Below are 24234 nucleotides of genomic sequence, written 5' to 3'. Positions count from 1 at the left end.
GGCGGATTGGAGCACAGGGGCGGCCTCGCGTCATGGCCCCTCGCTGCGCCTTCCCGCCGGATACTGGCGTCCCGATGCCGCCGCCACCGAACGATGCCTCCCTCACCCGCGCCGAGTTGCTGCGCCTGGGTGCCGCCCTGTGCGCCGGCGCCGCGCTCCCCGCGTTCGCGGCGGCGCCATCCCAGAACGACAGGCCCCGCATGAACACCCGCCCCATCCCCTCCACGCAGGAAGCCTTGCCGGTCGTCGGCTGCGGCACCTGGATCGGCTTCGACCGGCGCCCCGGCAGCGACGAATACAAGCGCCTGCCCGGGGTGCTCGATGCGCTCTTTGCGGCCGGCGGCACGGTGATCGACAGCTCGCCGATGTACGGCCGCTCCGAAGAAACCACCGGCGAGCTGCTGGCCGCGGGCGGACAGCGCGACAAGGCCTTTCTCGCCACCAAGGTCTGGACCTCGGGCCGGGACGCCGGCATCGCGCAGATGGAGCAGTCGTTCACCCGGCTGCGCACGAAGCAGATGGACCTGATGCAGGTGCACAACCTCGTCGACTGGCGCACGCACCTCGCCACCTTGCGCGGCTGGAAGGACAAGGGCCGCGTGCGCTACATCGGCGTCACGCACTACACGGCCTCGGCCTACGACGAGGTCGAGGCCGTGCTGCGCGCCGAGAAGCTCGACTTCTTGCAGATCAACTACTCGCTCGATGCGCGCGAGGCCGAACAGCGCCTGCTGCCGCTCGCGGCCGAGCGCGGCGTGGCGGTGATCGTCAATCTGCCCTTCGGCGGCGGTGGCCTGTTGCGGCGGCTGCGCGACAAGCCGTTGCCCGCCTGGGCCGGCGACATCGGCTGCACGAGCTGGGCGCAGGTGCTGCTGAAGTTCGTGCTGAGCCACCCGGCCGTGACCTGCACGATCCCGGGCACGAGCCGCGCGGAGCACATGGCGGACAACGCAGCAGCCGGTGCGGGCACGTTCCCGGACGCGGCGTTCTGGCGCCGCGAAGCCGCCGACATCGGCCGCTGAAGAAGCCTCAGCCGAGGAACTGCAGCAGCCGCGCGTTGACCTGCGCGGCACGCTCGTACTGCACCCAGTGCCCCGCGCCGTCGATCACCGCGCCTTCGCGGTGCGGCCCTTCGGCCACCAGTTGCGCCACCAGCGGGCGCGGGTCGGCGGTGACGTCGTACTCGCCCCAGAGCAGCAGCGTGGGCACACCCAGCGTGTCGAGCGCCGCCTGCAGCCCGCCCGCAAGCGACACCTCCTTGCTGCGAAAGCGCGTGCCGTGGCAGGAGATGTCGTGGATCTCGAAGGCCAGCGGGTCGATGGCGGCCTTGTCGTGCAGCATCAGCGCGCCCAGGTTGTGCAGCAGCGCGGCGCGTTCCGCCTCGCGGTCGGGCGCGGCGCGCCAGTTGATCATCTGCACCGTCATGCGCCGCAGCGTGCCGTGGCCGCCGCTGCCCAGGAGCGCCAGCCGGCGGATCGCGCGGCGCTGCACCGCGAAGCGGGCGGCGGTGAGTCCGCCGAAGGAAAAGCCGCCGAGGTCGATGGGCGTGCCGGCGCCGATCAGCGCATCGAGCGTGCCGCCGAGCGCCTTCAGCAGCGGCAACAGCGAATCTTCGCCAGGTGCCACGCGGGGCAGCGCATCGGAATCGTGAAAGCCCGGCATGTCGGGTAGCCAGAGCGTGCGGTGGGCCGACAGCGCCTCGGCGTTGCGCAGCCAGTGCATCCAGCTGCCGTGGCCGCCGTGCAGCAGCACCAGCGGCGGCTTCGAGGTGTCGGTGCCGAAGCGGCGCCAGCGCACGCGCACGCCTTCGTGCACCGGGTCGTGGTGCGTGGAAAGCGCATCGATGCGCGCGATCTCGGCGCGGGCCTGTTCGATGGCGATGGTGCCGGTGCTCATGGCAGCATCCGCTGGAGTTCGGCTTCGCCGTCGATGAACTGGTGCTTGAGCGCGCCCAGCACGTGCAGCCCGAACATCACGTAAAGCACGTAGCCGGCCCAGGTGTGCACGCCGCCGAGCACGGTGTGCCAGGTCTCCTTGGCGACAGGCTCGATGGCCATGATCCAGCCGATGCGCGGCCATTCGAACAGCCCGAAGAGCCGCATCGGGTGCGTGGCCGCGTCCTTCCACGCCGAGTCGTGCATCCAGCCCGACAGCGGCAGCAACACCATCAGCAGATAAAGCACGCCGTGGGCCGCATGCGCGGCGAAGCGTTCGAGCGGCCCGTACGAGCCCGGCATGGCCGGCGGCCGGTGCGTGGCCCGCCACAGAAGCCGCAGGATCACCAGCCCCAGCACAGTGATGCCGATCGACTTGTGGGTGTCGACGGCGGGACGCACCCAGTCGTCGGGGTAGTGGTCGACCAGCAGGATCAATGCGATGTTGACGGCCATGAGCACCGCGACCAGCCAGTGCAATGCCATGGCGGTCCGGGTGTAGCGGATTTGTGGGAGCATGCGGGGAATTTTCGGGCGTGGGCCGACTCAGTCAGGGGCGTTTTCGATTGTCCCGGCTTTGTCCTCGGCCTTTTGAAACCGCTGGCCGATTTTTTGCGTATCACCGTTCGTCGCCCAGGCACATCCTCTTGAACGATTCCCTTCAACGCGCCTTCGTGGCCGCATCGCCGCGCCAGTCCCCTCCCAGCACGCCGCTGCGAAGCTGGCTGATTCATGGCGGCGTGCTTGTGCTGTGGGCCCTGCTTTTTGCCATGGCCTTTCGCGTCGGCAACGTCCGGGCCTGGTCGGTCGGCGTGGCCTACGTGCTGTACGACACCGTGCTGCTGCTGTTCGTCGGCTGGATGACCTTGCCGATCCTGCGGCCCCGGGCCGCAACGACGGAAGCGACCAGCACGGGCGGCACGCGCCGCAACACGCTGGGCGTGATCGTCGCCTCGCACAACGAGGCCGCGGTGCTGCCCGTGACGCTGGCCGCACTGCTCGGCCAAAGCGACGTGCCCGACCGCATCGTGATCGCGGACGACGGCTCCAGCGATGGCACTGCCGAGCTGCTCACCGCGCGCTACGGGCTCGTCGCGCCGCCACCGGGCGAACTGAGCGCGGCCAGCGCGACGCACCCCAACCTGTATTGGCTGCGGCTGCCGCACGGCGGCAAGGCGGTGGCGCTGAACGCGGCCATTCTCTGCATCGACACCGACACGGTGCTCACGGTGGACGGCGACACGTTGCTCGACCGCAAGGCCATTGCCGCCGTGCGGCAGGCTTTTTCGTCCGAGCCAAACCTCGTAGCGGCCACCGGCGTCATCACGCCGGTGTGCAGCCGCACGCTGACGGGTCGCTGCTTCCAGTGGTTCCAGACCTACGAGTACATCCGCAACTTCCTCTCGCGCTATGCGTGGATGCGCGTCAACGGCCTGCTGCTGATCTCGGGCGCCTTCGCTGGCTTTCGGCTCGATGCGGTGCGCGCGGTCGGTGGCTTCGACACCGACTGCCTTGTGGAAGACTACGAACTCATCCATCGCCTGCACCGCCATGCCCAGGCGCACGGCCTGCCATGGACCGTGCGCGTGCTCGGCGATGCGCAGGCCCACACCGATGCGCCAAGCAGCACCGGCGCCTTCCTGCGCCAGCGCCGACGCTGGTTCGGTGGTTTCCTGCAGACGCAATACTGGTATCGCGCGATGGTGGGCGACCGGCGCTATGGCTGGCTCGGCATCGCGATGCTGCCGGTGAAGGCCATCGACACGCTGCAGCCGCTGTATGGCCTGGCAGCCTTCGGGCTGTTGCTGATGTACCTGGTGCGCGGCAGCTTCGGCGTGCTGGCGCCGGTGGCGGGCGTGATCGGCGCGAAGATCGTGCTCGACCTCGCCTTTCACCTGTGGTCGGTGTTCCTGTATCGGCGCTGGATCGGCCAGGGCAGCGAGGCAAACATGGCGCAGGCCTTCATGGCCGCGCTGATCGAGCCCTTCACCTTCCAGATCCTGCGGCACACCGGCGCGGCATGGGGCTGGTGGACCTTCCTGACGGGGCGCGGCACCTGGGGCCGGCAGACGCGCGTCGGGCTGGTGGATGCCGACGGCGCGCGGCGGAACTAGCGCCGCAAGTTCACGCGCCGAATCGGAAGCTGGACACGACGAGGCCGCCCATGAAGGCGTCTTCGTGATAGACGCGCTCGCCGGCATCGGCCTCTGCCGCGCCGACCGCGACCATCAACGGAATCAGGTGCTCTTCACGCGGATGCGCCATGCGCGCGGCCGGGGCTGAGGCCCAGTCGAGCAACTGCGCACTGCGCTCGGCCGCTGAACCCTTGACCACCGCCTCGTCGAGCCAGTCGTCGAAGGCCTTCGACACGCCATGCGCCTGCGGCCCGAAATTGCGCAGGTTGTGATAGCTCAGGCCGCTGCCGACGATCAGCACGTTCTCGTCGCGCAGCGGTGCGAGCGCGCGGCCCAGCGCCAGATGCTCGGCCGGATCGAGCCCGCGTCGCAGCGACAGTTGCACCACCGGCACGTCGGCCTTGGGGTACATCGCCGCCATCGGCGAGAACATGCCGTGGTCATAGCCGCGCTCGGGGTCGATCTGCACCGGCAGGCCTGCTGCGGCAATCAGCGCCTGCACGCGCTGCGCGAGTTCGGGCGAGCCCGGCGCGTCGTAGTGCACTTCGTAGGTGTGGGCCGGGAAGCCGCCGTAGTCATAGATCATCGGCGGCTTCGGGTTGCCCTGCACCGTGAAGGCGGGCGCCTCCCAATGCGCCGACACCATGAGGATCGCGCTCGGCGTGCGGCCGATCTGGCGCGGCATGTCGGCGAGCGAGGCCGCGAGCTGGTCGTAGGTCGGGCCCATTTCCTTCTTCATCCAGGGCCAGGGGCCGCCGCCGTGCGAGATGAAATAGGTCGGCAGGCGCGAGTTGTTCGTGTTGTCGTGGGTCAAGTCGATGCTCCTTGAAAGCGTTGCATCGACTGTAGACATTTCCTCCCAGGAAATCGACAGGCTAGGATGCATCAAATCAGTTCCTCACAGGAAATCTTCAAAGGAGCTCACATGGACCAGATGACCAGCCTGCGCGTGTTCCGCGAAGTCGTGGAGGCCGGCAGTTTCGTGGCGGCGGCCGGGCGCCTGGGCATGTCGCCGCCGATGGCCAGCAAGCACGTGGCCCAGCTCGAAAAATCGCTCGGCGCGCGGTTGCTGCACCGTTCGAGCCGGCACCTGAGCCTGACCGAGGCCGGCACCGCCTGGTATGAGCAAAGCCGCCGCGCGCTCGACCTGCTCGACGCGGCCGAAGCCGCCATCGGCCAGACCAGCGAAACGCCGCGCGGCCAGCTCAAGGTGAGCGCGCCGGTCTGGTGTGCCACGCCGCGTTTTGCGCGCGTGCTGGCCGACTACCGCGAGCGCTACCCGGAGGTGCTGGTCGACATGCACCTGGAAAACCGCAAGGTCGATCTCGCGGCCGATGGCTACGACCTTGCGCTGCGCGCCACGCAGGAGCTCTCGTCCGCATTGATCGCGCGGCCGCTGTGCCGCGTGCCCTTCTACCTCGCCGGCACGCCGGCATACCTGAAGCGCGCGGGTGGCGCCCCCGCCCTGCCCGCCGACCTGGCGCGCCTTGGCGCCATCGTGCCGAGCTACGTGAACCTGGAGAACCTCGCGCTCAAGGGGCCGGGCGGACGGATGTTTCCGCTGCGCCTTGCGCCGGCCATGCGCTCCGACGACACCACGCTCACGCTGCATGCGGTGCACGCCGGCATGGGCATCGCCTTCATGCCGCTCTGGCTGATCGACGACGACCTGGCAAAGGGCCGGCTGGTGCGGCTGCTGCCCGACTTCGATTCGCCGCCCGTCACGCTCTTTGCCGTGTACACGAGCCGGCAATACATGGCGCCCAAGCTGCGTACTTTCATCGACTTCCTGAGCGAACGGCTGGGCGGCATGCAACCAAAGTCCGCGGCCCGATCGGCACCCGCTGAAGAGAAGCCTCGCAAGCTGTAGAAGAACGCACCTTTTCGGGGCAAGGTCATGCAGGCACGGCTAAAGTTGCCGGCTACCTGGGAGATCGCCCGCCTTGTTCCGCTTCTTCGAAAAACTTCTTCACCCTTACCCCGCCGCCGAACCCGCGCTGCCGCCCCAAGGCTTCTTCGCCTTCCTGTGGGCCTGCACGCACGGCGTGCGCGGAAAGATCGCCGCGATGGCGGTGCTGACCGCCGTCATGTCGATCTTCGAGGCCGCGCTGTTCGCGATCCTCGGGCGCATCGTCGACTGGCTCGGCGGGCAGGTGCCGTCGCGCCTGTGGGCCGAGCGTGGCGACACGCTGCTGTGGCTGGCCGCCTTTCTGGTGATCAGCATCGGCGTGGTGGCGCTGCAGACCATCGTCAAGCACCAGACGCTGGCGGTGAACCTGCCGATGCGCCTGCGCTGGAATTTCCACCGGCTGATGCTGGGCCAGAGCATGGCCTTCTACCAGGACGAGTTCGCCGGCCGCATCACCGCCAAGGTGATGCAGACCGCGCTGGCCGTGCGCGAAACCGTGTTCGTGCTGGCCGACGTGCTGGTGGCCATGGGCGTGTACGTCGCGACCATGATCATCCTGGTGGGCGTGCTCGATGCGCAACTGGTGTGGCCCTTCCTGATCTGGCTGGTGCTGTACTTCGTCTCGCTGATCTATTTCGTGCCGCGGCTGGGCAAGGTCGGCAAGGCACAGGCCGATGCGCGCGCGCTCATGACCGGCCGCGTGACCGATGCCTACACCAACATCGCGACCGTCAAGCTGTTCTCGCACACGCAGCGCGAGGCCGGTTTCGCGCGCGACGCCATGCGCGAGTTCATGCACACCGGCTACGGACAGATGCGGCTGGTGAGCGCGTTCGAGATCGTCAACCACACGCTCAGCATGGGCCTGACCGCCGGCATGGCCGGCATGGCGCTGTGGCTGTGGTCGAACGGCGCGGTCGGCGTGGGAGCGGTGGCCGCGGCCACCGCGATGGCGCTGCGGTTGCAGGGCATGTCGCACTGGATCATGTGGGAAATGACGAGCCTGTTCGAGAACATCGGCACGGTGCAGGACGGCATGAAGACGCTGTCGCGCCCGCGCACCGTGCTCGACGCACCCGACGCCACCGTGCTCGACGTGCCGCACGGCGAAGTGCGCTTCGAGCATGCGAGCTTCCGCTACGGCGACGCCGGCCGCCGCGTGATCGAGGACCTGAACCTGACCGTCAAGCCCGGCGAGAAGATCGGCCTGGTCGGCCGCTCGGGCGCCGGCAAGTCGACGCTGGTGAACCTGCTCTTGCGCTTCCATGACCTGGAGAACGGCCGCATCCTGATCGACGGGCAGGACATCGCGCATGTCACGCAGGACTCGCTGCGCAGCCACATCGGCATGGTCACGCAGGACACCTCGCTGATGCACCGCTCGGTGGCCGACAACGTGGCCTACGGCCGGCCCGACGCCACGCTCGAACAGATCGAGGCGGCGGCCCGGCGCGCCGAGGCGCACGACTTCATCCAGACGCTGGGCGACGCCAGCGGACGGCGCGGCTACGAGGCGCACGTGGGCGAGCGCGGCGTGAAGCTCTCGGGCGGCCAGCGCCAGCGCGTGGCCATTGCGCGCGTGATGCTGAAGGACGCACCGATCCTGTTGCTCGACGAAGCCACGAGCGCTCTCGACTCCGAGGTCGAGGCAGCGATCCAGCAGAGCCTGTACACGCTGATGGAAGGCAAGACCGTGATCGCCATTGCGCACCGGCTGTCGACCATCGCGGCGATGGACCGGCTGATCGTGCTCGACGAAGGCCGCGTGGTGGAAGAAGGCGATCACCGCACGCTGATGGCGCAAGGTGGTTTGTATGCGCGGCTGTGGGCGCATCAGAGCGGCGGGTTCCTGGGGGATGGGTTGGAGGAAGGCGAGGCGCTGCGCGCCTAGGCACCCGGGGACTTCAGAAGAAAGTATCCGTTCTCGATCCATCATTGGGTCAATACGTCGCGTCTTTACCAGCCCTTTACGAAACCACCGTGACGGGGCGGTACGGTATCAGCCTGCGCTAACTGGCGCACTCTAGATTCCAAGCGACAGCAACCCACGGCCTCGGTCTCCGATATGTCGGAGCCGGGCATTGATGACATCAATAATGAATTCGAGATTCAGACAAGTGACTTTCACGGACGATTTTTTTCGTTCGTCGGCCAACGGACTCCAATACCACGCGCTGAATCGGCGCTTTCTGCGCGGCCTGTTCGACCTCACGCTGTCTCGCCTCGGAATTTCGATCAACGAAGCCTCCGCGCTGCGTGAAGGCGGCACCGTCGATGTCGAACGCCTCATGGACAGGCTCCGGCTGCCCACTACGCCAACGGGCTGGGCGAGCGCCTGCAACGCAGACCTGATGGCCGTGCTCGGTGCGCACGGCATGCCCACCTTCGGCCCCGATTGCCTGGTGATCGGCTGGGGATTGCCGCCCTCGCTGCAGCAATACATCGACCACAGCGGCGCGTCCTATATCGACCTCGAGATCGATCCGATCCGCTTCGCCGCGCACCTGCATCTTTGTGCGCGCACCAACGATCCCGTCATCGCCGAGGCGTTGCAGTCCTGCCGTGTGGACGAGGAAGAGATCTGGAACCACGCGTCCGCGATCAAATCGTATTTCGCGCGTCATGGCGCTCCCAGTCTCTTCGCCCCACAACTCCGGGTCGGTGTGTTCTTCGGACAGAGCCTGATCGATCTCTCACTCATCAGCCAGGGTCGCGCCATGCTCCCCTCCGATGTGATCGCCCCCCTGAAGCAATTGGCCGAGAGCGTGGATCTGCTGGTGATCAAGCCCCACCCCTACGAACCCGCATTGCATCATCTGGCGGCGATCACGCGCGCCATTCCGAATCTGGCGTGGACACGCGAAAACACTTATGCATTGCTGTCCGCCAACAATCTGCACTTTGCCGCTGGCCTTTCTTCCAGCGTGCTGACAGAAGCAGGTTATTTCATGAAGCCGGCGAAACCTCTTATTCAGCCTGACCGCAACAATGTGGCGGCACTTCCGGCCTCGTGCTCTCCTTGGATATCGGTCGGCCCCGACATCGCATCGATGGCCGTCATGGCCGCCATCTGCGGCGATGGCACCCCGTCGCGCCTCGCCAGTTGGCCAACTGCCACGATCGACTGGGCCTTCTCTTCGCGCTGGGGCCTCGACACCCACAATGAAGGGTTGCGTCAGTTGCCACCGATACAGGTCGGCTGCTCCTACAGTTTCGCGACTCACGCCCCTTCAGCTGCATGGCTCACCCATGGCTGGCACGAGCCGGAGCCATGGGGCACGTGGAGCGACAAAGAGCAGGCCTGCATCGCCATCCCATTGCCGCAAGACATCGGTGCGGGCACGCACGCCATCGACGTCCGCATCGAGGGCCATGTCTATCAAGGCCACGCGCGGTCGGCGAGTGTGCGTGCGTTCTTCGATGGCAAGGAAGTACCGGCGATTCTCAAAACTTCTGACGGCAGGATTTCCTTCCTGTTCTCTCGCACGCTGGATGACCAGCACGACAACAGGCCGCTGGTGATTCAGTTCGCCATCGATGATCGGCAACGGCCGTGCGACCAGGGCGAAAGCACGGACAGCCGCCATCTGGGATTTGGACTCACGGCCCTGTGCGTTTCGACGCACAAAGAAGAGGAAGAGGTATTGCTGGCCGCCTGAAACGCCAGCCGCTTCAGGTCGGCAACGCGCCCACCTCGTACTGCGCCGCGAACTCCCCGCTCGGCGGAATCGGCTTGATGATGTCGATCAACACGCCGTTGGGGTCGCTGGTGATGAAGTGGCGCTGGCCGAAGGCCTCGTCGCGCAGCGACAGCAGGATCGGCAGGCCGGCCGCCTTCAGCAGGTCGTGCACCGCATCGGGGTCGTCCACCTCGAAGTTCAACAGCAATCCACCGGCCACCCGCCCACGCGCGGGCACCGGAATGGTTTCGTGCCCCGCGTCGAGCACGGCCAGGTTGACCGCGGCGTTGTCCGCCAGTTGCAGATGCACGTACCAATCGCTCGTGAACAGCGCCATGAAACCGAAGTGCTGGCTATAGAAGCGGGCCGTTGCGGCGACGTCGTGGGTCATGACCACGGGGTAGTAGCTCGTTACTTTCACGGTTTTCTTCCTTTCTCACAAAACATACAGACTGAATGTAAGTTGAATATTAATTCACAAACAGACTGCATGTAAATTAGGGGCATGGCCAAAACACCGGCACGCACCAATCGCGAACGCACCGAAACCACCCGCCTCGCGCTGATCGAGGCGGCCCGCGCGCTGTTCGTCAGCAAGGGCTATGGCGACACCTCCACGCCAGAAATCGCCGAGGCCGCGGGCATCACGCGCGGGGCGCTCTACCACCACTTCACCGACAAGCGCGATCTGTTCAGGCAGGTGCTGGTGCGCGAGTCGGAGGCCGTGGCCGCCGACATCGAAGCGGCGACGCCCGAACAGCTCGCGCCGCGTGAAGCGCTGCTCGAAGGGAGCGAGGCCTACCTGAATGCGATGACGGTGCCGGGGCGCACCCGCCTGCTACTGATCGACGGCCCTTCGGTGCTGGGCATGACGGAGATCATGGCGATGGACGACGCGAACGCGGCGCACTCGCTGCGCCAGGGCCTGAGCAAGGCCGGGATGGGGCGCGGCGAGGTGTCCGTCGATGCGCTGTCCCAGTTGCTGTCGGCCGCCTTCGACCGGGCCGCGCTCGAAATCGAGGCCGGCGCCGACCGGAAGGAAGTCCGCGCCGCGATGCGGTGGCTGATCGAACAGGCGCTCGGGCCCGCCCCTCACGCGTCTCGCGCGCCTCGTGCATCGAGCGCACCGCGCTGACGCAGCGGCCCGCCAGCCCGCAGTTCAGACGATCCCGCGCCCGCCCATGCGCACCGGCCATCTGGCGACGGTGCCGCGCTGCATCGATTCGAGCACCGTCTGCGTGAAGACGTTGATGCTCACATGCCGGGCAAGGTAGTGCTCCAGCACCAGCCCCAGCAGGTACGGGCTCGTGCCCGAGAAGCCCTCTTCATCGACGCTCAGCGTGCACTGCACGCCGCGCCCATAGATCAGCGGCCCGGCACCCGGCAAGCGCCGCGTGACAGGCTGGATGCGCGAGCCGACGAGGCTGTCGATCTGGCGGCCCAGCACGTCGTTGTCGGCCGTCACGAACAGCCGCAGCATGTCGCGCAGCGCCTGCGCACCCTCGCGGTGCGGCATGTCGGCCAGCGGCAGGTGGTTGAAGCCCAGTTGGCGAATCAACCGCCATGCGATCTCGCGCTGTGCGAATGGTGACTTGGGCGTGCTCGGCGGACGGATCAGGCCGACCGCCGACACCGGAATCGAATCGGCCACCGCCAGGTCGGCATACCCGTTGCGCGGCACTAGGCACGGCAGGTCGCGGTTGGTGAGCATCGCCTTCACCGACAGGTAGCGCAGGCTGTCGGGGTACGGCGCCTCGTGCTGGTCGACCAGCGACAGGAACACCTCGGTGCCGATGTAAGGCGTGCGCGTGCCGTACTTGCGCGCGGTATCCGACACCAGCCGCGGCTCGCGGCGCACCGAGAAGTAGCGGCCGTAGTTGCCCTCGTCTTCGTTGAGCGTCTGGTAGAGCGGGCGAAACTCCAGCTCGGCCGTGGTCTGTGCCTGCTGCCCCGCGATGCGCTGGACCGAATAGACCTCGAAGTCCAGCGGACGCGAACGGTCGGGCACCAGATGGAATTCAGGCTGCGCCGCATTCAGTTCGATGCGGTCGGTGCGCCGCTCGAACAGGTTGACGACCGGCGTGCTGAACAGCGCGAACTGCCCGGCATCGACCAGCGAACCGAGCGCGCCCGGCGGCTTGCTCAACAGCACGACGATCTCGACCTCTTTGCCCGGCACGCGCGCCAGACCGGGCGCGAGCTGCGTGAGCGTGAAGAAGTAGAAGCGCTCGGGGCACGCGAAGTATTCGTGCAGCAGGTTGTGGCCGTGAAAGGTGTTCCACGCCAGCGGCAACAGCCCCTCGCCCGGCGCCAGCCCCTCGTGCACCAGCGCGCCGTCGGTCACCACGTGCGGCCGCTCCATCAGCTTGCCGGGCTCGCCGACGAAGGTGGCCACCGCCGAGGTGTGCAGCAACTCGAAAAGATGCGAGGCGACCTGCTCGTTGCCGCGCAGATAAACCGGCAGGCGGTCGAGCCCGACCAGCGCGCCGAACCCCATCTCGCCAACGATGCGCAACCGCAGGCGCAGCGCGCCCGTCACCTGCACATGCGGCGGCACGTAACGCTCGAGCGCCGGAATGTCGGGCGGCGCGCCAGTCAGCTTGGCGTCGACGATCTCGAAAGGCCACAGCGTCACGTCCTGGCTGGAGCGGAACTCGCACGGCGTTTCTTCGCCCGGCGGCACCCGCGCATGAAAGGCCGTGCCGCGCGGCACCACGAAGCCGCGCGTGAAGTCGCCCTCTTTCACGCTCGGGTGCAGTTGCGCCACCGCCATCGACGGCGTGGGGCTCAGGTAGTTCGGGTAGAGCACCTCCAGCAGCCTTTGCGTGAAGCGCGGAAATTCCGCGTCCAGCTTGATCTGCATGCGCGCCGACATGAAGCTGAACGACTCGATCAGCCGCTCCACGTACGGGTCGGCCACCTCGATGCCGTGCATGCCGAGACGGCGCGCGATCTTCGGATGCGAGCTGGCGAACTCGCTCGCCGCCTCGCGCATGTAGACCAGTTCCTTGTTGTAGTAATCCAGAAGTCGGGGGTCCATGAATGCGTCGATTCCCTGAAGAAGAGTGATGTGTGACGTGGGCGAGGGGCGCGCGGCGTGGCGGGCGCTTCAGCGCGCCGTGCCGACCACGCGCATGCGGTTGGTTTCGAGATCGACCGCGCTCTGCACCGTGAACGCCAGCGGATAGGGACGCAGATTGATCATGGCGCGGATCTCGAACAGCAGGACGTTGTATTCCTCGGGCGCGCCGCCCTCCTTCATGAGCGGCACCACCGTCACCGTCTCGGGAATCAGGCGCGGCTCGTAGTCCTGGATGGCGCGACGGATGATGCGTTCGATGTCCACCCACTTGCGCTCCGACAGGTAGCTGCCCGCCAGCGGCGGCACGCCGAAGTTGATGGTGGAAGACGCCGCGTCGGCATGGCGCGTGCGGTCGATCAGGTCTTCGGCGTTGGTGGTGTTCAGCAGGAAGGCCAGGTCGCGCTGCACGATGTCGCGCATTCGCGCGGGTGTGACGGTGTAGTCCGAAGGCGACTCCGAGGTACGGCTGGGCGCCTCGTCGCGCAGGCGATCGAACAGCGTGGGCAAGAGCTGCGCGTTGACGCGTGCCGCGGCGGCATCGGCCGGGCGCACGGAACGGGCGCCGGGGTGGGCCGGATGGGAGCCGGTGAAGGGGGGCTTCTCGCTGAGTCGCATCGGAGGAACGATCGGTCGGGCTGGGGAGGCCAGAGTCTTGCGTGGATGCTGGTTGCGTATTGCAAACAATCGTCACGTCTGCGCGACCACGAACGAGAAAGGCACGCAAACCGGGGATATGTCATGCGAACGGCGCTTCGCAAGCGCCTACAACACGCGCAGCCCCTTGCCGACAGTCGCAGCACCGGCAAAGGCAGACGCTGAAGCTGTCGTCAACAACGGAGCTTTCGCGTGAATTCCATCATCTACATCGTCGGTCTGGTCGTGGTCGTCGTGGCTGTGTTGTCCTTCTTCGGCCTTCGCTGAACGCTCCCCCAACACACCATGGAACACGGGCCGCTCGCGGCCCTGCTTCCCAGGGTCTCTCCGGCACGCCGGGCATAATTCGCGCGCCCCGCCGCTGTGCCGGGCTTCACTTGCGAAGGGACCCTGTTGACCAACACCGCGCTGCGCGAAACTGCTTTTCCGGATGCGGTAGTTACCGAGGCGATCCGATGGGTTGAACAGAGCGGCCCGCTCGACGATGCGCAAGCGATGCGCACGGCTGCCAGCCGCGCAGCCGACGGCCCCACGCAGATCACCGACCGCGCACTTCAACTGGGTGAACGCATCGGCCTGCAACCCGAACTGGCACGTGCGCGCCAATGGTCGCCCTGGGTGCTGCTCGGGCTGGTCGCGCTGATCGTTGTCGCGGGCCTCGGGCTTGCGGGCAATGTGGTCGGCGGTGGCGAGCGTCACATCAACGTGATCGTGGCGCTGGTCAGCCTGCTGGGCCTGCATGCGCTGACGCTGCTGCTGTGGCTGGTCGGCCTGTGGCTTCCCCTCGGTTCGTTCAACACCGCTTCGCTCGGCTGGATCTGGCTGTCGCTCACCGCCCGCGTGGCCGGTGGCAAGCGCGGCCAAGCCCCGGTGCTGGTGCGCGCCACCACCGGCCTGCTGGCCCGGGCGCGACTGCTGCCCTGGGCCTTCGGGCTCGTGAGCCATGGCATCTGGTCGCTGTCGTTCGCCGTGGTGCTGGCCGCGATGCTTTTTGCCCTGGCCTTTCGCAGCTACACGCTGAGCTGGGAGACCACCATCCTCGACCCCGCGTTTTTCGTGCGCGCGGTCCAGGTGCTGGGCTGGGCACCGGCGCAGCTCGGCTTTCCGGTGCCCGATGCAGCGACCGTGCTGGCCGTGGCGCCCGGCACCGCCAGCGCGGGAGGCCAGCGCACGTGGGCGCTGTGGCTCACCGGCTGCATCGTGGTCTACGGGCTGCTGCCGCGTCTCGCACTCGTGCTGCTGAGCGCCGCCATCTGGAAGCGTCGCAGCAAGGCGCTGCAACCCGACTGGCGCGAACCGTACTACCGCAAGCTGCTGGCCCGGTTCGCCGCCCTGGCGCCGGCGGCCATCGTCGATGCCGACCCCGGCCGCGTGCGCGGCACCGTGCCCACCGGGTTGTCTGCCGCCGAATTGCAAGACGCGCTGTTCGTCGTCGGTTTCGAGCTGCCGCCCGACATGCCATGGCCGCCCGCCGCCCTGCCCGCCGACGCCACGCAGGTGCTGCGCATCGATGGCAGCGCGCCCGCCCGCCGCGCCCTTCTCGACCAGTTGGCACAGGCCCGCCCGCGCACCGTGCTGCTGGTGTGCCATGCCGCGTCGAGCCCTGATCGCGGCACCGAACGCTTCGTGCGCGAAGTGCTGGCGCATTGCGGCGAATGCCGGCTGTGGCTGGCCGACACGCCCGGCGCCGCGGCAACGCAACGCTGGCTCGACTGGCTGCGCGACACCGAACTCGAACGCATCACCGCCAGCGACGGGCTCGATGCCGCACTGCAAGGACTGGGGGCCACCACACCATGACCTCACCCATCCGCATCGCCGTCGTCGGCCACACCAACGCGGGCAAGACATCGCTGCTGCGCACGCTCACGCGGCGCGTCAATTTCGGCGAGGTGTCGCAACGCCCGGGCACCACGCGCCATGTCGAATCGGTCGACCTCGACATCCTCGGCGAGGCCGCCGTGCGCTTCTTCGACACGCCGGGCCTGGAAGACGCCGTCGCCTTGCGCGAGCACCTTGCGGGTTTCGATGCGCAAGCCACGCCGCCCGAGCGCATCCGCCAGTTCCTGCAAGGCCCCGAAGCCCACGGCGTGTTCGAGCAAGAGGCCAAGGTGCTGCGCACCATGCTCGATATCGACGCGGCCTTCCTCGTGATCGATGTGCGCGAGCCGGTGCTGCCTAAATTCCGCGACGAGATCGAACTGCTCAACGGCTGCGCCCGCCCCGTATTGCCGGTGCTGAACTTCGTGCGCGACGCCGCCAGCCGCGAGCCGGCCTGGCGGGAGCTGCTCTCGGCCTATGGCCTGCACGTGCAGGTGCGCTTCGACGCGGCCGCGCCTTTCGTCGGCGCCGAGCAAGACCTGTACACCGACCTCGTCACGTTGCTGCGCGATCGCCGCGACCAACTGCGCGGCGTGGTCGATGCGCTGCAGGCCGAAGCCGGCCAGCGCCGGCAATCGGCCTGCGCGCGCATCGCCGCCTTGCTGGTCGATGCCGCCGCAGTGCGGCGCACGGTCTCGGCCACCGAGTTCGCCGACACCGCACGTCGGCAGGCCTTGGTCACGGCCTTGCAGAAAGCCGTGTTCGACAAGGCCCAGCACTGCACCGACGACCTGCTCGCGCTCTATGGCTTCCGTCAGGGCGACGCCGACGAAGCCCCGCTGCCGATGATCGAAGGCCGCTGGACGCTCGACTTCTTCAGCCCCGAAGCCATGAAAGACGCAGGCCTGCGGCTCGGCAAGGGCGCCGTCATCGGCGCGGCCGTGGGCGTGGTGGCCGACCTCGCGGTGGCCGGCATCTCGCTCGGTGCCGGCGCTGCGCTGGGCGGCGCCATCGGCGGCGCGGTCTCGCAAGGCTGGGGGCCGCTGGGTCGCAAGATCGCCAACAAGCTGCGCGACGTGCACGAACTCACCGTCGAAGACGGCGTGCTGTTCGCGCTGGTCGCGTGGCAGCTCAAGCTCACCGAGGCGCTGGAGCAGCGCGGCCATGCGGCCACGCAGCGCATCAGCACCGGGTCGCCCGAAGACGGCGATGCCCCCACGCGCGCCGCCGCTGCCGCGGTGCGCGCCGCGCAGCCGGCACGCAACCACCCCGAATGGGAATCGACCGGTGGCGTGGTGCGCAGCTTCTGGCGGCCGTCACCCCAGCGCGAGGCCCTCGTGGCAGACCTCGGGCACGAACTGCAACGGGCCTTCGACGTCGATCGCGCGGGCTGAAGCCCTGGCCTCAGGCCGGCGCGTGCTGCGGCGTGACCTTGGCCAGCGACTTGTCGACGAACGCACCCAGCCGCGTCTGCACTTCACCGCCGGTCTGCACCACGGCCGCCATCAATGATTCGGCGAACATGCCGTCGGTGGCCGACATGTCGGCGATGCGGCTGATCGACGTCACCATCGCGTAGTTGGAAAGCGCGGCGTTCTTCGCCACCCGCTTGGCGAGCGCGAGCGCGGCGCGCAGGCTTTCGCCGGGCACGGAAATCTCGTGCGCCAGGCCCAGCGCCACGCCGGCCTTGGCGTTCAGCACGCGGCCGGTGAGCATCATCTCGACCATGCGGCCCGGCGTGATGATGCGCGCCACGCGCACCGTGGCGCCACCGCCGGTGAAGATGCCCTTCTGCCCTTCGGGCAGAGCGAAGTAGGTGGTCGGATCGGCCACGCGCACGTGCGTCGCCGCCGCCAGTTCGAGCCCGCCACCGACCACCGCGCCGTGCAGCGCCGCGACCACCGGAATGCCGCCGTACTGGATCTTGTCGAAGGTGCTGTGCCAGCGCTGGCACACGCGCATGAAGTCGACCGCCGTGCGCTCCTTGTCGTGGTGCTCCTTCAGGTCGAGCCCCGCGCAGAAATGCGGGCCGGCACCGGTCAGCACCACGGCCCGGGCCTCGCGCGGCAGCGAGGAGAACACGTGGTCCAGGTCGGCCAGCGTCTGCTCGTCGATGGCATTGCGCTTGGCGGGACGGTTCAGGGTGACGACGGCCACTTCTTCATCCATGTGGACGGTGACGTTTCTTTCGCTCACGGCAAGGCTCCTTCAGATATTGCGAATTACGCCTGGATCACGGGAAGCGCGATCGGCGTTTCACCTCTACGATAGCGGCCATCCTTTGGCGGCTGCTTGCAGGTTTCGCCCATTTATTTGCAGAATCCGCCAAGCTGAAAGCATGCAAGAACGCGCCACCGTCCCCATCAGCTTCCTGCGCAACATGCTCACCGGCGCACGCCGGCAGCTGGGCGCGCACGACATCGACGCACTCGCCACGCAGGCCGGCATCTCGCCATTGCTCCTGCGCCAGGGCGGCGCGCGCGTCACGCGCGAGCAGTTCGTGCGCATGTACGAAGGCGTGGCGCTGTTCATGGGCGACGAAATGCTCGGGCTGTGGTCGCGCCCCATCCGCGCGGGGGCGCTCAAGTACCTGGGCCTGAGCCTGCTCGATGCGCCATCGCTGATGGTCGCGATGTACCGCTTCACCCGCTTCTGGAACCTGCTGCTCGACGACTACCGGCTGCGCATGGCGCGCGCCAATGGCGTGGCCACCATCACCATCGCGCCGCGCCTGGACACCACCACGCCCACGCCCTTCGGCCATGAACTGATGGTCAAGCTGATCCACGGCATGGCCTCGTGGCTGCAGGGGCGGCAACTGCCGGTGCAGGGCGTGGGCTTCGCGTTCCGGCGGCCGGCGAAGTTCGACGAATACGCCAACCTGTTTCCCGGCCCGGTGCGTTTCGGGCAGACGGCCACCTCGGTCAGCTTTTCGGAGGCGGTGCTGCGCCAGACCTTCCGCCGCACGCGCGGCGAGCTGCTCGACTTCGTGCGCCGCGCGCCCGACGACTGGATCTTCACGACCTTCGACCACGACACCACGCGCTCGTCGGTGCGCGACTTCGTGGCCGCCCGGCTGGCCACGGGCGTGACGCTGGGCGACGCCGCCGCATCGCTGCACATGTCGGAGCGCGCGCTGTCGCGCAAGCTCGCGGCGGAAGGCACGAGCTTTCGTGCGGTGAAGGAAGAGGTGCGGCGCGACGTTGCGATCCAGCGGCTGGTGAAGACGCGCGAACCCATCGATCTGATTGCCGCGTCGGTCGGCTTCGACAACACGCCAGCCTTTCACCGAGCGTTCCGCACCTGGACGGGCAGCACGCCGCGCGGCTACCGGCGGCGGGCGTCTACGGGCTGAAGCGCCTCAGTTCGGGCCCGCCAGCGCCTGCAACTTTGCGTAGTCGCCCGGCCGCGCGCCCTGTTGCTCCGGCGTTGCGCGCTTCACGATGCGCTCCAGAAAGAGCTGGCGGTTGACCGGCGTCACCGTCATGCCCTTGCCGCGCAAAAACTGCTCGTCTTCGAGTTCGCCGGCGATCACGCCGACGTTGGTCCACTTCGCGGTTTCCACCAGCACCTTCTCGACCATGGTCTGCTGCGGCGGCGTGAGCCGGGCCCACGCGGCCTTGCCGATCACGATGCCCAGCGTGTCGTAGACATGCGCGGTGAGCTGCACGTACTTCTGCACTTCATAGAGCTTCTTCGACTTGACGATGCCCAGCGGATTCTCCTGGGCCTCAACCTCGTTCTTCTTGAGCGCGCCGTAGAGGCTCATGAAGGGCAGCGTCACCGGCTTGGCATCGAGCGCGGTGGCAAAGAGCTGGTAGGCCGCGGCGGCGGGCACGTACAGCCGCAGGTCACGAAAGTCTTCGGGCTTGGACAGCGGCCGGGTCGACGTGACCTGCCGCGCGCCGTAGTACACCGTGGCCACCATGCGGTTGCCGCTCTTCTCGTTGTAGCCCTTCATCAAGTCCGCCAGCAGCGGGCTCGCGAGGTACTTGCGCATGTGGTCCAGGTCTTTGAACGCGAAGGGATAGCTCCCCAGGCTCAGCGGCGGATAGCCCTCGGCCAGCGTGGCCTCGCCGACGTAGGCGATCTGCATCGAGTCGTTCGCCAGCATCAGCGGAAAGTCGGCCTCCTGCCCCATCTTGGAGGCGGGCACCACTTCGATCTTGATCTTGCCGTCGGACTGCTCGGCGATCTTGCGGGCTGCCAGTTCGGCCTGCTGATGGAAGATGCTGGTCGGCTCGTAGACATGACCCCACTTGAACTGCAGCACCTGCGCCTGGGCCGCCACGGCACTGCCCCATGCCAGCAACAGGATCGCGGCCCGGCACCACGGCAAGATGTTCTTCATGGACTCTCCCTCGGGTTGAGAACAGCCCCGCCCCTTGCAAGTTCAGCGCCAACGCCCCGGGCGGAGACCGGGCGACGACCCCGGCGAGCGGATCGTAAGGATTTGCAACAGACACCGAAAGCGGGTTTGCCCGATCCGGGTTTGCGCTGCCTGAGGCACTTGCGACAGGGTTGCTCGCCGGGAGCGCGATGGCCCTCCTCATTGGCACGGCCACTCGCTACGATGGCAACCCGACCATGACCACCGCACTCCGAGCCCTTCGCGCCGACATCACGACCTTGCAGGTCGATGCCATCGTCAACGCCGCCAACTCCTCGCTGCTTGGTGGCGGTGGCGTGGACGGTGCGATCCATCGCGCGGCAGGCCCCGATCTCGTGCACGAATGCCGCCTGCTCGGCGGCTGCAAGACCGGCGATGCCAAGCTGACCCAAGGCTACCGGCTGCCGGCGCGCTACGTCATTCACACAGTGGGCCCGGTGTGGCGCGGCGGCGTGGCGGGAGAACCCGAATTGCTTGCCTCGTGCTATCGCCGCTCGATGGCGCTCGCGAGCGAACGCGGGGTACGCAGCATCGCGTTTCCGGGCATCAGCACGGGCATCTATGGCTATCCGGTCGCGCTGGCAGCCGAGGTTGCGGTGCGCACGGTGCTGGCGGAGAGCCAGAAGGCAACGTCGATCCAGGAGGTCGTGTTCTGCTGCTTCTCGCAAGGCGACCTTGCCGTCTACGAAGCGGCACTGCGTGATGCATCCGGGCCGTGAGCGCATGAGCGGTTTCCGAGACGAACCCGCCTGCATCGACTTCGCGACATGCAGGCCATGAATCCCGCCTTCGAACGCTGGCTGAAGCAATGGAGCCTCAGCATCGATGGCGAAGCCTTCGCCACACCCAGAAGCCACTTGCTGCCCGTTCGACAGCACGGCGTGCCGGCGATGCTCAAGGTTTCGCATGAAGCCGAAGAAGAGCGCGGCCATCTGCTGATGCGATGGTGGAACGGCGACGGCGCAGCCAGGGTGCTGGCCCACGAAGGCGATGCCCTGCTGCTGGAGCGAGCGCAAGGCCCTGCCTCGCTGAAACAGATGGTCCACGCCGGGCAGGACGACGAGGCCACACGCATCCTCTGCGCGACCGCAGCCCGCTTGCATGCGCCGCGCCGTCCGCCACCGCCGGGCCTGATCGAATTGCCACAGTGGTTCGCATCGCTCTGGCCGGCGGGTGATTCGCTCGGCGGCGTGTTTGCGCACAGTGCACGCACGGCGCACGAACTGCTGGCCGCACCGCGCGATGTGACGGCGCTGCATGGCGACATCCACCACGGCAACGTGCTCGACTTCGGCCCGCGCGGCTGGCTGGCGATCGACCCCAAGTGCCTGTACGGCGAGCGCGGCTTCGACCACGCCAACATCTTCTGCAACCCCGATGGCGAGAGCGCGCTCGCGCCCGGCCGCTTCGCGCGGCGCGTCGAGGTCGTGGCGCAGGCAACGGGCATCGAACGGCAGCGGCTGCTGCAATGGGTGCTTGCATGGGCCGGTCTCTCGGCGGCCTGGATGCGCGAAGACGACGAGGCGCCTGGCGAAACATTGGAAGTCGCGAAGCTCGCGGCATCGGCGCTCGGCCTGGCTGTTTGAAGAGACGAGTGCGCGGCGCGGCTGCCGCACAGACATAGATAGGCGGCCGGCTGGTCACTGTGGCGTCACGCGCCCCACCTAGCATCCGCCGGCCCTTGGTCTCTTCATGCCACCGAAAACGCCCATGACAAAGAACGCCCGCATCTCCGCGCCACGCTCGTTGCGCGCAGCCATGCGGGCTCGCAGCGACGGTCTTGCCGGCGTGTTACCGGACTTCCCCTGCACCGCTTTCGCAGCGCGCAAGATCCGCCTGGCAGAAGTGACCTGCTTCCACTGATCGGCGCAGCAAGCACCCGGCACCCACCATGTACCCGGGCGAACGGCTCAACGGATACAGCCATTTTTTCGGCCTGCTGCTCGCACTGGCCGCGACTGCGCTGCTGCTGATCAAGACGGTGCCCACCGGCGACCCCGCGCGCATCGCAGGGGCGCTGGTGTTCTCGCTCTCCGCCGTGGTGCTGTATGCGGCGTCCACCCTCTTTCACAGCACGCGCGGCCGTCTCAAGCGCGTGTGGGAGCAGGCCGACCATTGCGCCATCTACCTGCTGATCGCCGGCACCTACACGCCCTTTGCGCTGGTCACGTTGCAGGGCATCTGGGGCGGGCTGCTGCTCGCGACGATCTGGGGCGCGGCGCTCTTCGGCATCTGGCGCGAGCTGGCACCGGCCAAGGGCAACGCGCCGAAGAAGCCTTCGCTGCCGCTGTACATCGGCATGGGATGGCTCGGCGTGCTGGCCGCCGTGCCGCTGGCCGCGCGGCTCGAAGGCGCGGGGCTGGCGTGGCTGCTGATCGGCGGCGTGCTCTACACCGCCGGCACCGTCTTCTACCGGAACCGCCAGGGGTTCCGGCATGCGCACGGCGCGTGGCACCTGTTCGTGCTGGCGGGCACGGCGAGCCACTACGTGGCCGTCGGCTGGTTCGTGCTGTAGGGCCGCGACCGCCACGCCGGCCTGGATTGCGTCCCCGCACCTGATCCAGACAGACGAAACGCGGGGCCTCTCACCAACCCATGCCATCGATCAGGCCGAGCAGTGCGACTTCGTTCTCGATGAAGAAATCGGCATGCGTCGCAGGCTGGAATGTGGCCTGCCGACTGCCGGGCGGCAAAGCGGCGAACAGGCGAGCCGTGTCTTGGGGGCGCACACGATTGAACAGCAGGATGGCTTCGTTGGCCGCCTGCTCGGTCTCGGCATCGAGGGTCGCGGGCAGCCAAGGGAACATGTCGCGCCGGTCGCCAGGCAGCGCCGTCAGCACCAGGCCGGGCACGCGCACCAGGGTGTAGTCGGGTGAGAAGGCGTAGCCGGCCTCGGACATGGCCGTGCGGATGGTGGCGGGCGTGCCCCATCGGACGCTGCCATCGGGCAGGACCTCGAGCTTGTCGATCAGGTCGGCCTCCATCGCGGCAGACCAGTTCCGATTGACGCGCTTGGAGAACGCGATCATCGATGAGAGCGAAGCGGTGTCGGCGGGCGTGGGCTCGGGCTCGGCCAGCAGAGGGCTTTCCTCGTCGGACCTGGGCACCTTGGAGTAGTCGAAGGCGTTGTCCAGGTAGATCAGGCCGCGCACGCGCTGCGGATAGCGCCCCGCGAACAGCGTGACCTGGTTGCCGGCCAGCGAGTGGCCGCCGAGCACGATGCGGGGAATGCCGAGCGCCTCGAGCACGGCATGCACGTCGTCGACCAGCGTCTGCGTGTCGTAGCGGTGGGTGGCGTCGGGCAGCGGCTTGTCCGACTGGCCGAAGCCGCGGCAACTGATGGCCACCGCGCGCCCGCGCTTGGCCAGTGCGGGCGCCAGGCTGTTGAAGTGCTGTGCGTTCGCGCCGAAGCCCGGCAACAGCACAAAGGTGATGCCGTCGACGCGGTTGGACTGCCAGTCGCGCACGTGCAGCGAGACGCCGGGCGCGACCAGGATGCGCCGGTCGGTGACGGTCACCGTGGGTGGCGGCAGAAAGGGGCCCACGCCGCCGCTGCCACCGCCGCCGCAGGCGGACAGCAGCAGCGCCACGGGCATGGCGGCGGTGGCGCGCAACAGGGGTCGGCGCGGGGGGACGCAGGGATGGAGAGAGGGATGTGAAGGCATGCACCGACGGTAGCCAGGCGGCCTGAGAGTGCCATGAAGGCCAACTGAAGACTCGCTGAAACGGCGCGCTGCCGGTCGGCCGGATCGAAGAGCGGCTACAGCCAAGGTACGCAAGCAAGCCGAGATCGCACGAAGGCCGGCGCGGGCGGCGTACGGGCCCGGAACTGCGATCAGCCAGGCCCCGGGTTCCTCTAGGCTAGATATGAAGCGCGGCCAGGGCGCCCACCGCCAGCCCTGCGATCGCCACGCCGAACATGGCGCGTTCCAGCCACTTCTTCTTCGTCAGCAAGGCAATGGCCGCCAGCGCGATCGACACCTGGAGCACGGTGGTGGCCTGGGCCCAGCGATGGTGCTGGTGCATCTGCTCGTCCGACTGCGCGTCCCACCGGCTGGCCTCGGCTTCGAGCTTTCTTGCCGCGCCCTGGATCTCGGTTTTCTCCTGCTCGTAGCGCGCCACCTTGTCCTGCCAGCCTTGCCGGCGTTCGTCGCTCGCGGTGTCGCGCGCGAACTCGGCCAAGGCCTGCTTGGTGCTCTTCGACTGGAAGTAATTCCACTGGTTCGACGCCTCGGTCTTCTTGATCGCGGCGTTGTTCTTGTAGATGCCGGCGTTCGCCTGCGTCGCGCCGCCCATGTACGCGAAGATCGCGCCGAAGGTGGCGATCACCGCGGTGCACACCGCGATCTTGCTGGTCATGCTCATGCCGCCGGCATGCGCTGCCTGCGTGTCGCCATGGCCATCGCCGTGGCTGCCATGGCCGCCCGATGCGGCGTGCTCCAGTTCGTGGTCGTGCGGGCCGTGCACGTGAAAGCCGTGTCCTGACATGGAATCCTTGTTGAAATCGCGGGAAAACTCGGAAAGCGCTGAAGGGAAAGCGCGCGCGAGTATGCCCGCTCCAAGGGTCGGCTGAATGACGGCGATGAGCGTCGCACGAAAAGAATCGGGAGGCCCAGCGGCCAAACGCGG

At 67.7% G+C, this 24234-nt stretch carries 23 protein-coding genes; 13 read left to right on the top strand and 10 right to left on the bottom strand.

Annotated elements, in window-relative coordinates:
• Window positions 1-74: 74 nt before the first annotated feature.
• Complete coding sequence (locus ACGLHS_RS04070; protein ID WP_394477079.1) at window positions 75-1022, top strand: aldo/keto reductase; 948 nt, start codon at window positions 75-77, stop codon at window positions 1020-1022.
• Window positions 1023-1029: 7 nt separating this feature from the next.
• Here ACGLHS_RS04070 and ACGLHS_RS04065 read toward each other — a convergent pair whose 3' ends face one another.
• Together ACGLHS_RS04065 and ACGLHS_RS04060 are read right to left on the bottom strand one after the other, a co-directional pair.
• Entirely contained in the window at window positions 1030-1896 is an 867-nt protein-coding gene (locus tag ACGLHS_RS04065; RefSeq protein WP_394477077.1) for an alpha/beta fold hydrolase, read from the bottom strand.
• Window positions 1893-2453 (bottom strand): cytochrome b, encoded by a 561-nt coding sequence (locus tag ACGLHS_RS04060; RefSeq protein ID WP_394477075.1) that lies wholly within the window; start codon window positions 2451-2453, stop codon window positions 1893-1895. Before ACGLHS_RS04060 ends, ACGLHS_RS04065 begins: the two co-directional genes overlap by 4 nt.
• Before the next feature lie 128 nt (window positions 2454-2581).
• Here ACGLHS_RS04060 and ACGLHS_RS04055 point away from each other — a divergent pair, with 128 nt between their 5' ends.
• On the top strand, window positions 2582-4048 hold the full coding sequence (locus tag ACGLHS_RS04055) for a glycosyltransferase (RefSeq protein WP_394477073.1): 1467 nt from the start codon (window positions 2582-2584) through the stop codon (window positions 4046-4048).
• 10 nt (window positions 4049-4058) lie between these two features.
• Here the strand turns inward: ACGLHS_RS04055 and ACGLHS_RS04050 are convergent, their stop codons facing one another.
• A complete protein-coding gene (locus ACGLHS_RS04050; RefSeq protein ID WP_394477071.1) occupies window positions 4059-4883 on the bottom strand; it encodes a DODA-type extradiol aromatic ring-opening family dioxygenase in 825 nt (274 codons plus the stop codon).
• 111 nt (window positions 4884-4994) lie between these two features.
• Here ACGLHS_RS04050 and ACGLHS_RS04045 point away from each other — a divergent pair, with 111 nt between their 5' ends.
• From ACGLHS_RS04045 to ACGLHS_RS04035, 3 genes are all read left to right on the top strand, one after another.
• Complete coding sequence (locus ACGLHS_RS04045) at window positions 4995-5939, top strand: LysR family transcriptional regulator (RefSeq protein ID WP_093237325.1); 945 nt, start codon at window positions 4995-4997, stop codon at window positions 5937-5939.
• Window positions 5940-6012: 73 nt separating this feature from the next.
• Window positions 6013-7869, top strand: coding sequence for an ABC transporter ATP-binding protein (locus ACGLHS_RS04040; RefSeq protein WP_394477068.1), 1857 nt, complete (start codon window positions 6013-6015; stop codon window positions 7867-7869).
• A 226-nt stretch (window positions 7870-8095) separates the two neighbouring features.
• Window positions 8096-9637 carry a hypothetical protein gene (locus ACGLHS_RS04035; protein WP_394477066.1) on the top strand — a complete coding sequence of 514 codons (1542 nt, stop codon included), beginning with the start codon at window positions 8096-8098 and terminating at the stop codon, window positions 9635-9637.
• Between the two features lie 13 nt (window positions 9638-9650).
• On the opposite strand, the gene ACGLHS_RS04030 is transcribed toward ACGLHS_RS04035, so the two are convergent.
• Window positions 9651-10079 carry a VOC family protein gene (locus ACGLHS_RS04030; RefSeq protein WP_394477061.1) on the bottom strand — a complete coding sequence of 143 codons (429 nt, stop codon included), beginning with the start codon at window positions 10077-10079 and terminating at the stop codon, window positions 9651-9653.
• 84 nt (window positions 10080-10163) lie between these two features.
• Between ACGLHS_RS04030 and ACGLHS_RS04025 the strand changes: the two genes are divergently transcribed.
• The gene (locus ACGLHS_RS04025) at window positions 10164-10793 is read left to right on the top strand and encodes a TetR/AcrR family transcriptional regulator (RefSeq protein WP_394477059.1); all 630 of its coding nucleotides are present in this window, start codon (window positions 10164-10166) and stop codon (window positions 10791-10793) included.
• Window positions 10794-10817: 24 nt separating this feature from the next.
• Here the strand turns inward: ACGLHS_RS04025 and tssF are convergent, their stop codons facing one another.
• Together tssF and tssE are read right to left on the bottom strand one after the other, a co-directional pair.
• Complete coding sequence (gene tssF, locus ACGLHS_RS04020; RefSeq protein ID WP_394477057.1) at window positions 10818-12698, bottom strand: type VI secretion system baseplate subunit TssF; 1881 nt, start codon at window positions 12696-12698, stop codon at window positions 10818-10820.
• A gap of 69 nt (window positions 12699-12767) precedes the next feature.
• Window positions 12768-13355 carry a type VI secretion system baseplate subunit TssE gene (tssE, locus tag ACGLHS_RS04015; RefSeq protein WP_394477055.1) on the bottom strand — a complete coding sequence of 196 codons (588 nt, stop codon included), beginning with the start codon at window positions 13353-13355 and terminating at the stop codon, window positions 12768-12770.
• Between the two features lie 432 nt (window positions 13356-13787).
• Between tssE and ACGLHS_RS04010 the strand changes: the two genes are divergently transcribed.
• Both ACGLHS_RS04010 and ACGLHS_RS04005 read left to right on the top strand, forming a co-directional pair.
• Window positions 13788-15194 carry a DUF2868 domain-containing protein gene (locus ACGLHS_RS04010; RefSeq protein WP_394477053.1) on the top strand — a complete coding sequence of 469 codons (1407 nt, stop codon included), beginning with the start codon at window positions 13788-13790 and terminating at the stop codon, window positions 15192-15194.
• On the top strand, window positions 15191-16609 hold the full coding sequence (locus ACGLHS_RS04005; protein ID WP_394477050.1) for a GTPase/DUF3482 domain-containing protein: 1419 nt from the start codon (window positions 15191-15193) through the stop codon (window positions 16607-16609). The genes ACGLHS_RS04010 and ACGLHS_RS04005 overlap by 4 nt, the downstream gene beginning before the upstream one ends.
• Before the next feature lie 10 nt (window positions 16610-16619).
• Here ACGLHS_RS04005 and ACGLHS_RS04000 read toward each other — a convergent pair whose 3' ends face one another.
• Window positions 16620-17411, bottom strand: coding sequence for a crotonase/enoyl-CoA hydratase family protein (locus tag ACGLHS_RS04000; protein WP_394477048.1), 792 nt, complete (start codon window positions 17409-17411; stop codon window positions 16620-16622).
• 142 nt (window positions 17412-17553) lie between these two features.
• Here ACGLHS_RS04000 and ACGLHS_RS03995 point away from each other — a divergent pair, with 142 nt between their 5' ends.
• Entirely contained in the window at window positions 17554-18570 is a 1017-nt protein-coding gene (locus ACGLHS_RS03995) for an AraC family transcriptional regulator (protein ID WP_394477046.1), read from the top strand.
• A gap of 6 nt (window positions 18571-18576) precedes the next feature.
• Here the strand turns inward: ACGLHS_RS03995 and ACGLHS_RS03990 are convergent, their stop codons facing one another.
• Entirely contained in the window at window positions 18577-19566 is a 990-nt protein-coding gene (locus ACGLHS_RS03990) for a sialic acid TRAP transporter substrate-binding protein SiaP (RefSeq protein ID WP_394477044.1), read from the bottom strand.
• A gap of 236 nt (window positions 19567-19802) precedes the next feature.
• Between ACGLHS_RS03990 and ACGLHS_RS03985 the strand changes: the two genes are divergently transcribed.
• The 4 genes from ACGLHS_RS03985 to ACGLHS_RS03970 all read left to right on the top strand — a co-directional run bounded on the left by ACGLHS_RS03985 (window position 19803) and on the right by ACGLHS_RS03970 (window position 22120).
• Window positions 19803-20324: an O-acetyl-ADP-ribose deacetylase gene (locus ACGLHS_RS03985; RefSeq protein ID WP_394477042.1), complete on the top strand. Its 522-nt coding sequence runs from the start codon at window positions 19803-19805 to the stop codon at window positions 20322-20324.
• A gap of 57 nt (window positions 20325-20381) precedes the next feature.
• On the top strand, window positions 20382-21191 hold the full coding sequence (locus tag ACGLHS_RS03980; protein WP_394477040.1) for an aminoglycoside phosphotransferase family protein: 810 nt from the start codon (window positions 20382-20384) through the stop codon (window positions 21189-21191).
• Window positions 21192-21315: 124 nt separating this feature from the next.
• A complete protein-coding gene (locus ACGLHS_RS03975; RefSeq protein WP_394477038.1) occupies window positions 21316-21468 on the top strand; it encodes a hypothetical protein in 153 nt (50 codons plus the stop codon).
• A gap of 28 nt (window positions 21469-21496) precedes the next feature.
• A complete protein-coding gene (locus ACGLHS_RS03970; RefSeq protein WP_394477036.1) occupies window positions 21497-22120 on the top strand; it encodes a hemolysin III family protein in 624 nt (207 codons plus the stop codon).
• A 70-nt stretch (window positions 22121-22190) separates the two neighbouring features.
• Here ACGLHS_RS03970 and ACGLHS_RS03965 read toward each other — a convergent pair whose 3' ends face one another.
• The gene (locus ACGLHS_RS03965; protein ID WP_394477033.1) at window positions 22191-23219 is read right to left on the bottom strand and encodes an alpha/beta fold hydrolase; all 1029 of its coding nucleotides are present in this window, start codon (window positions 23217-23219) and stop codon (window positions 22191-22193) included.
• Window positions 23220-23466: 247 nt separating this feature from the next.
• Entirely contained in the window at window positions 23467-24093 is a 627-nt protein-coding gene (locus tag ACGLHS_RS03960) for a DUF4337 domain-containing protein (protein WP_394477031.1), read from the bottom strand.
• Window positions 24094-24234: the final 141 nt, after the last annotated feature.

Source organism: Variovorax sp. VaC1 (assembly GCF_043658315.1).
Lineage (GTDB): Bacteria > Pseudomonadota > Gammaproteobacteria > Burkholderiales > Burkholderiaceae_C > Variovorax.
The sequence above is the reverse complement of the archived record's forward strand: the minus strand, read 5'-3'. Positions and strand labels throughout refer to the sequence as shown.

Bases quoted from the DNA above. Each gene is read 5' to 3' on its own strand.
- ACGLHS_RS04070 (WP_394477079.1), top strand. From the start codon at position 75: ATGCCGCCGCCACCGAACGATGCCTCCCTCACCCGCGCCGAGTTGCTG.
- ACGLHS_RS04065 (WP_394477077.1), bottom strand. From the start codon at position 1,896: ATGAGCACCGGCACCATCGCCATCGAACAGGCCCGCGCCGAGATCGCG.
- ACGLHS_RS04060 (WP_394477075.1), bottom strand. From the start codon at position 2,453: ATGCTCCCACAAATCCGCTACACCCGGACCGCCATGGCATTGCACTGG.
- ACGLHS_RS04045 (WP_093237325.1), top strand. From the start codon at position 4,995: ATGGACCAGATGACCAGCCTGCGCGTGTTCCGCGAAGTCGTGGAGGCC.
- ACGLHS_RS04025 (WP_394477059.1), top strand. From the start codon at position 10,164: ATGGCCAAAACACCGGCACGCACCAATCGCGAACGCACCGAAACCACC.
- tssF (WP_394477057.1), bottom strand. From the start codon at position 12,698: ATGGACCCCCGACTTCTGGATTACTACAACAAGGAACTGGTCTACATG.
- tssE (WP_394477055.1), bottom strand. From the start codon at position 13,355: ATGCGACTCAGCGAGAAGCCCCCCTTCACCGGCTCCCATCCGGCCCAC.
- ACGLHS_RS04005 (WP_394477050.1), top strand. From the start codon at position 15,191: ATGACCTCACCCATCCGCATCGCCGTCGTCGGCCACACCAACGCGGGC.
- ACGLHS_RS03995 (WP_394477046.1), top strand. From the start codon at position 17,554: ATGCAAGAACGCGCCACCGTCCCCATCAGCTTCCTGCGCAACATGCTC.
- ACGLHS_RS03990 (WP_394477044.1), bottom strand. From the start codon at position 19,566: ATGAAGAACATCTTGCCGTGGTGCCGGGCCGCGATCCTGTTGCTGGCA.
- ACGLHS_RS03985 (WP_394477042.1), top strand. From the start codon at position 19,803: ATGACCACCGCACTCCGAGCCCTTCGCGCCGACATCACGACCTTGCAG.
- ACGLHS_RS03980 (WP_394477040.1), top strand. From the start codon at position 20,382: ATGAATCCCGCCTTCGAACGCTGGCTGAAGCAATGGAGCCTCAGCATC.
- ACGLHS_RS03975 (WP_394477038.1), top strand. From the start codon at position 21,316: ATGACAAAGAACGCCCGCATCTCCGCGCCACGCTCGTTGCGCGCAGCC.
- ACGLHS_RS03970 (WP_394477036.1), top strand. From the start codon at position 21,497: ATGTACCCGGGCGAACGGCTCAACGGATACAGCCATTTTTTCGGCCTG.
- ACGLHS_RS03960 (WP_394477031.1), bottom strand. From the start codon at position 24,093: ATGTCAGGACACGGCTTTCACGTGCACGGCCCGCACGACCACGAACTG.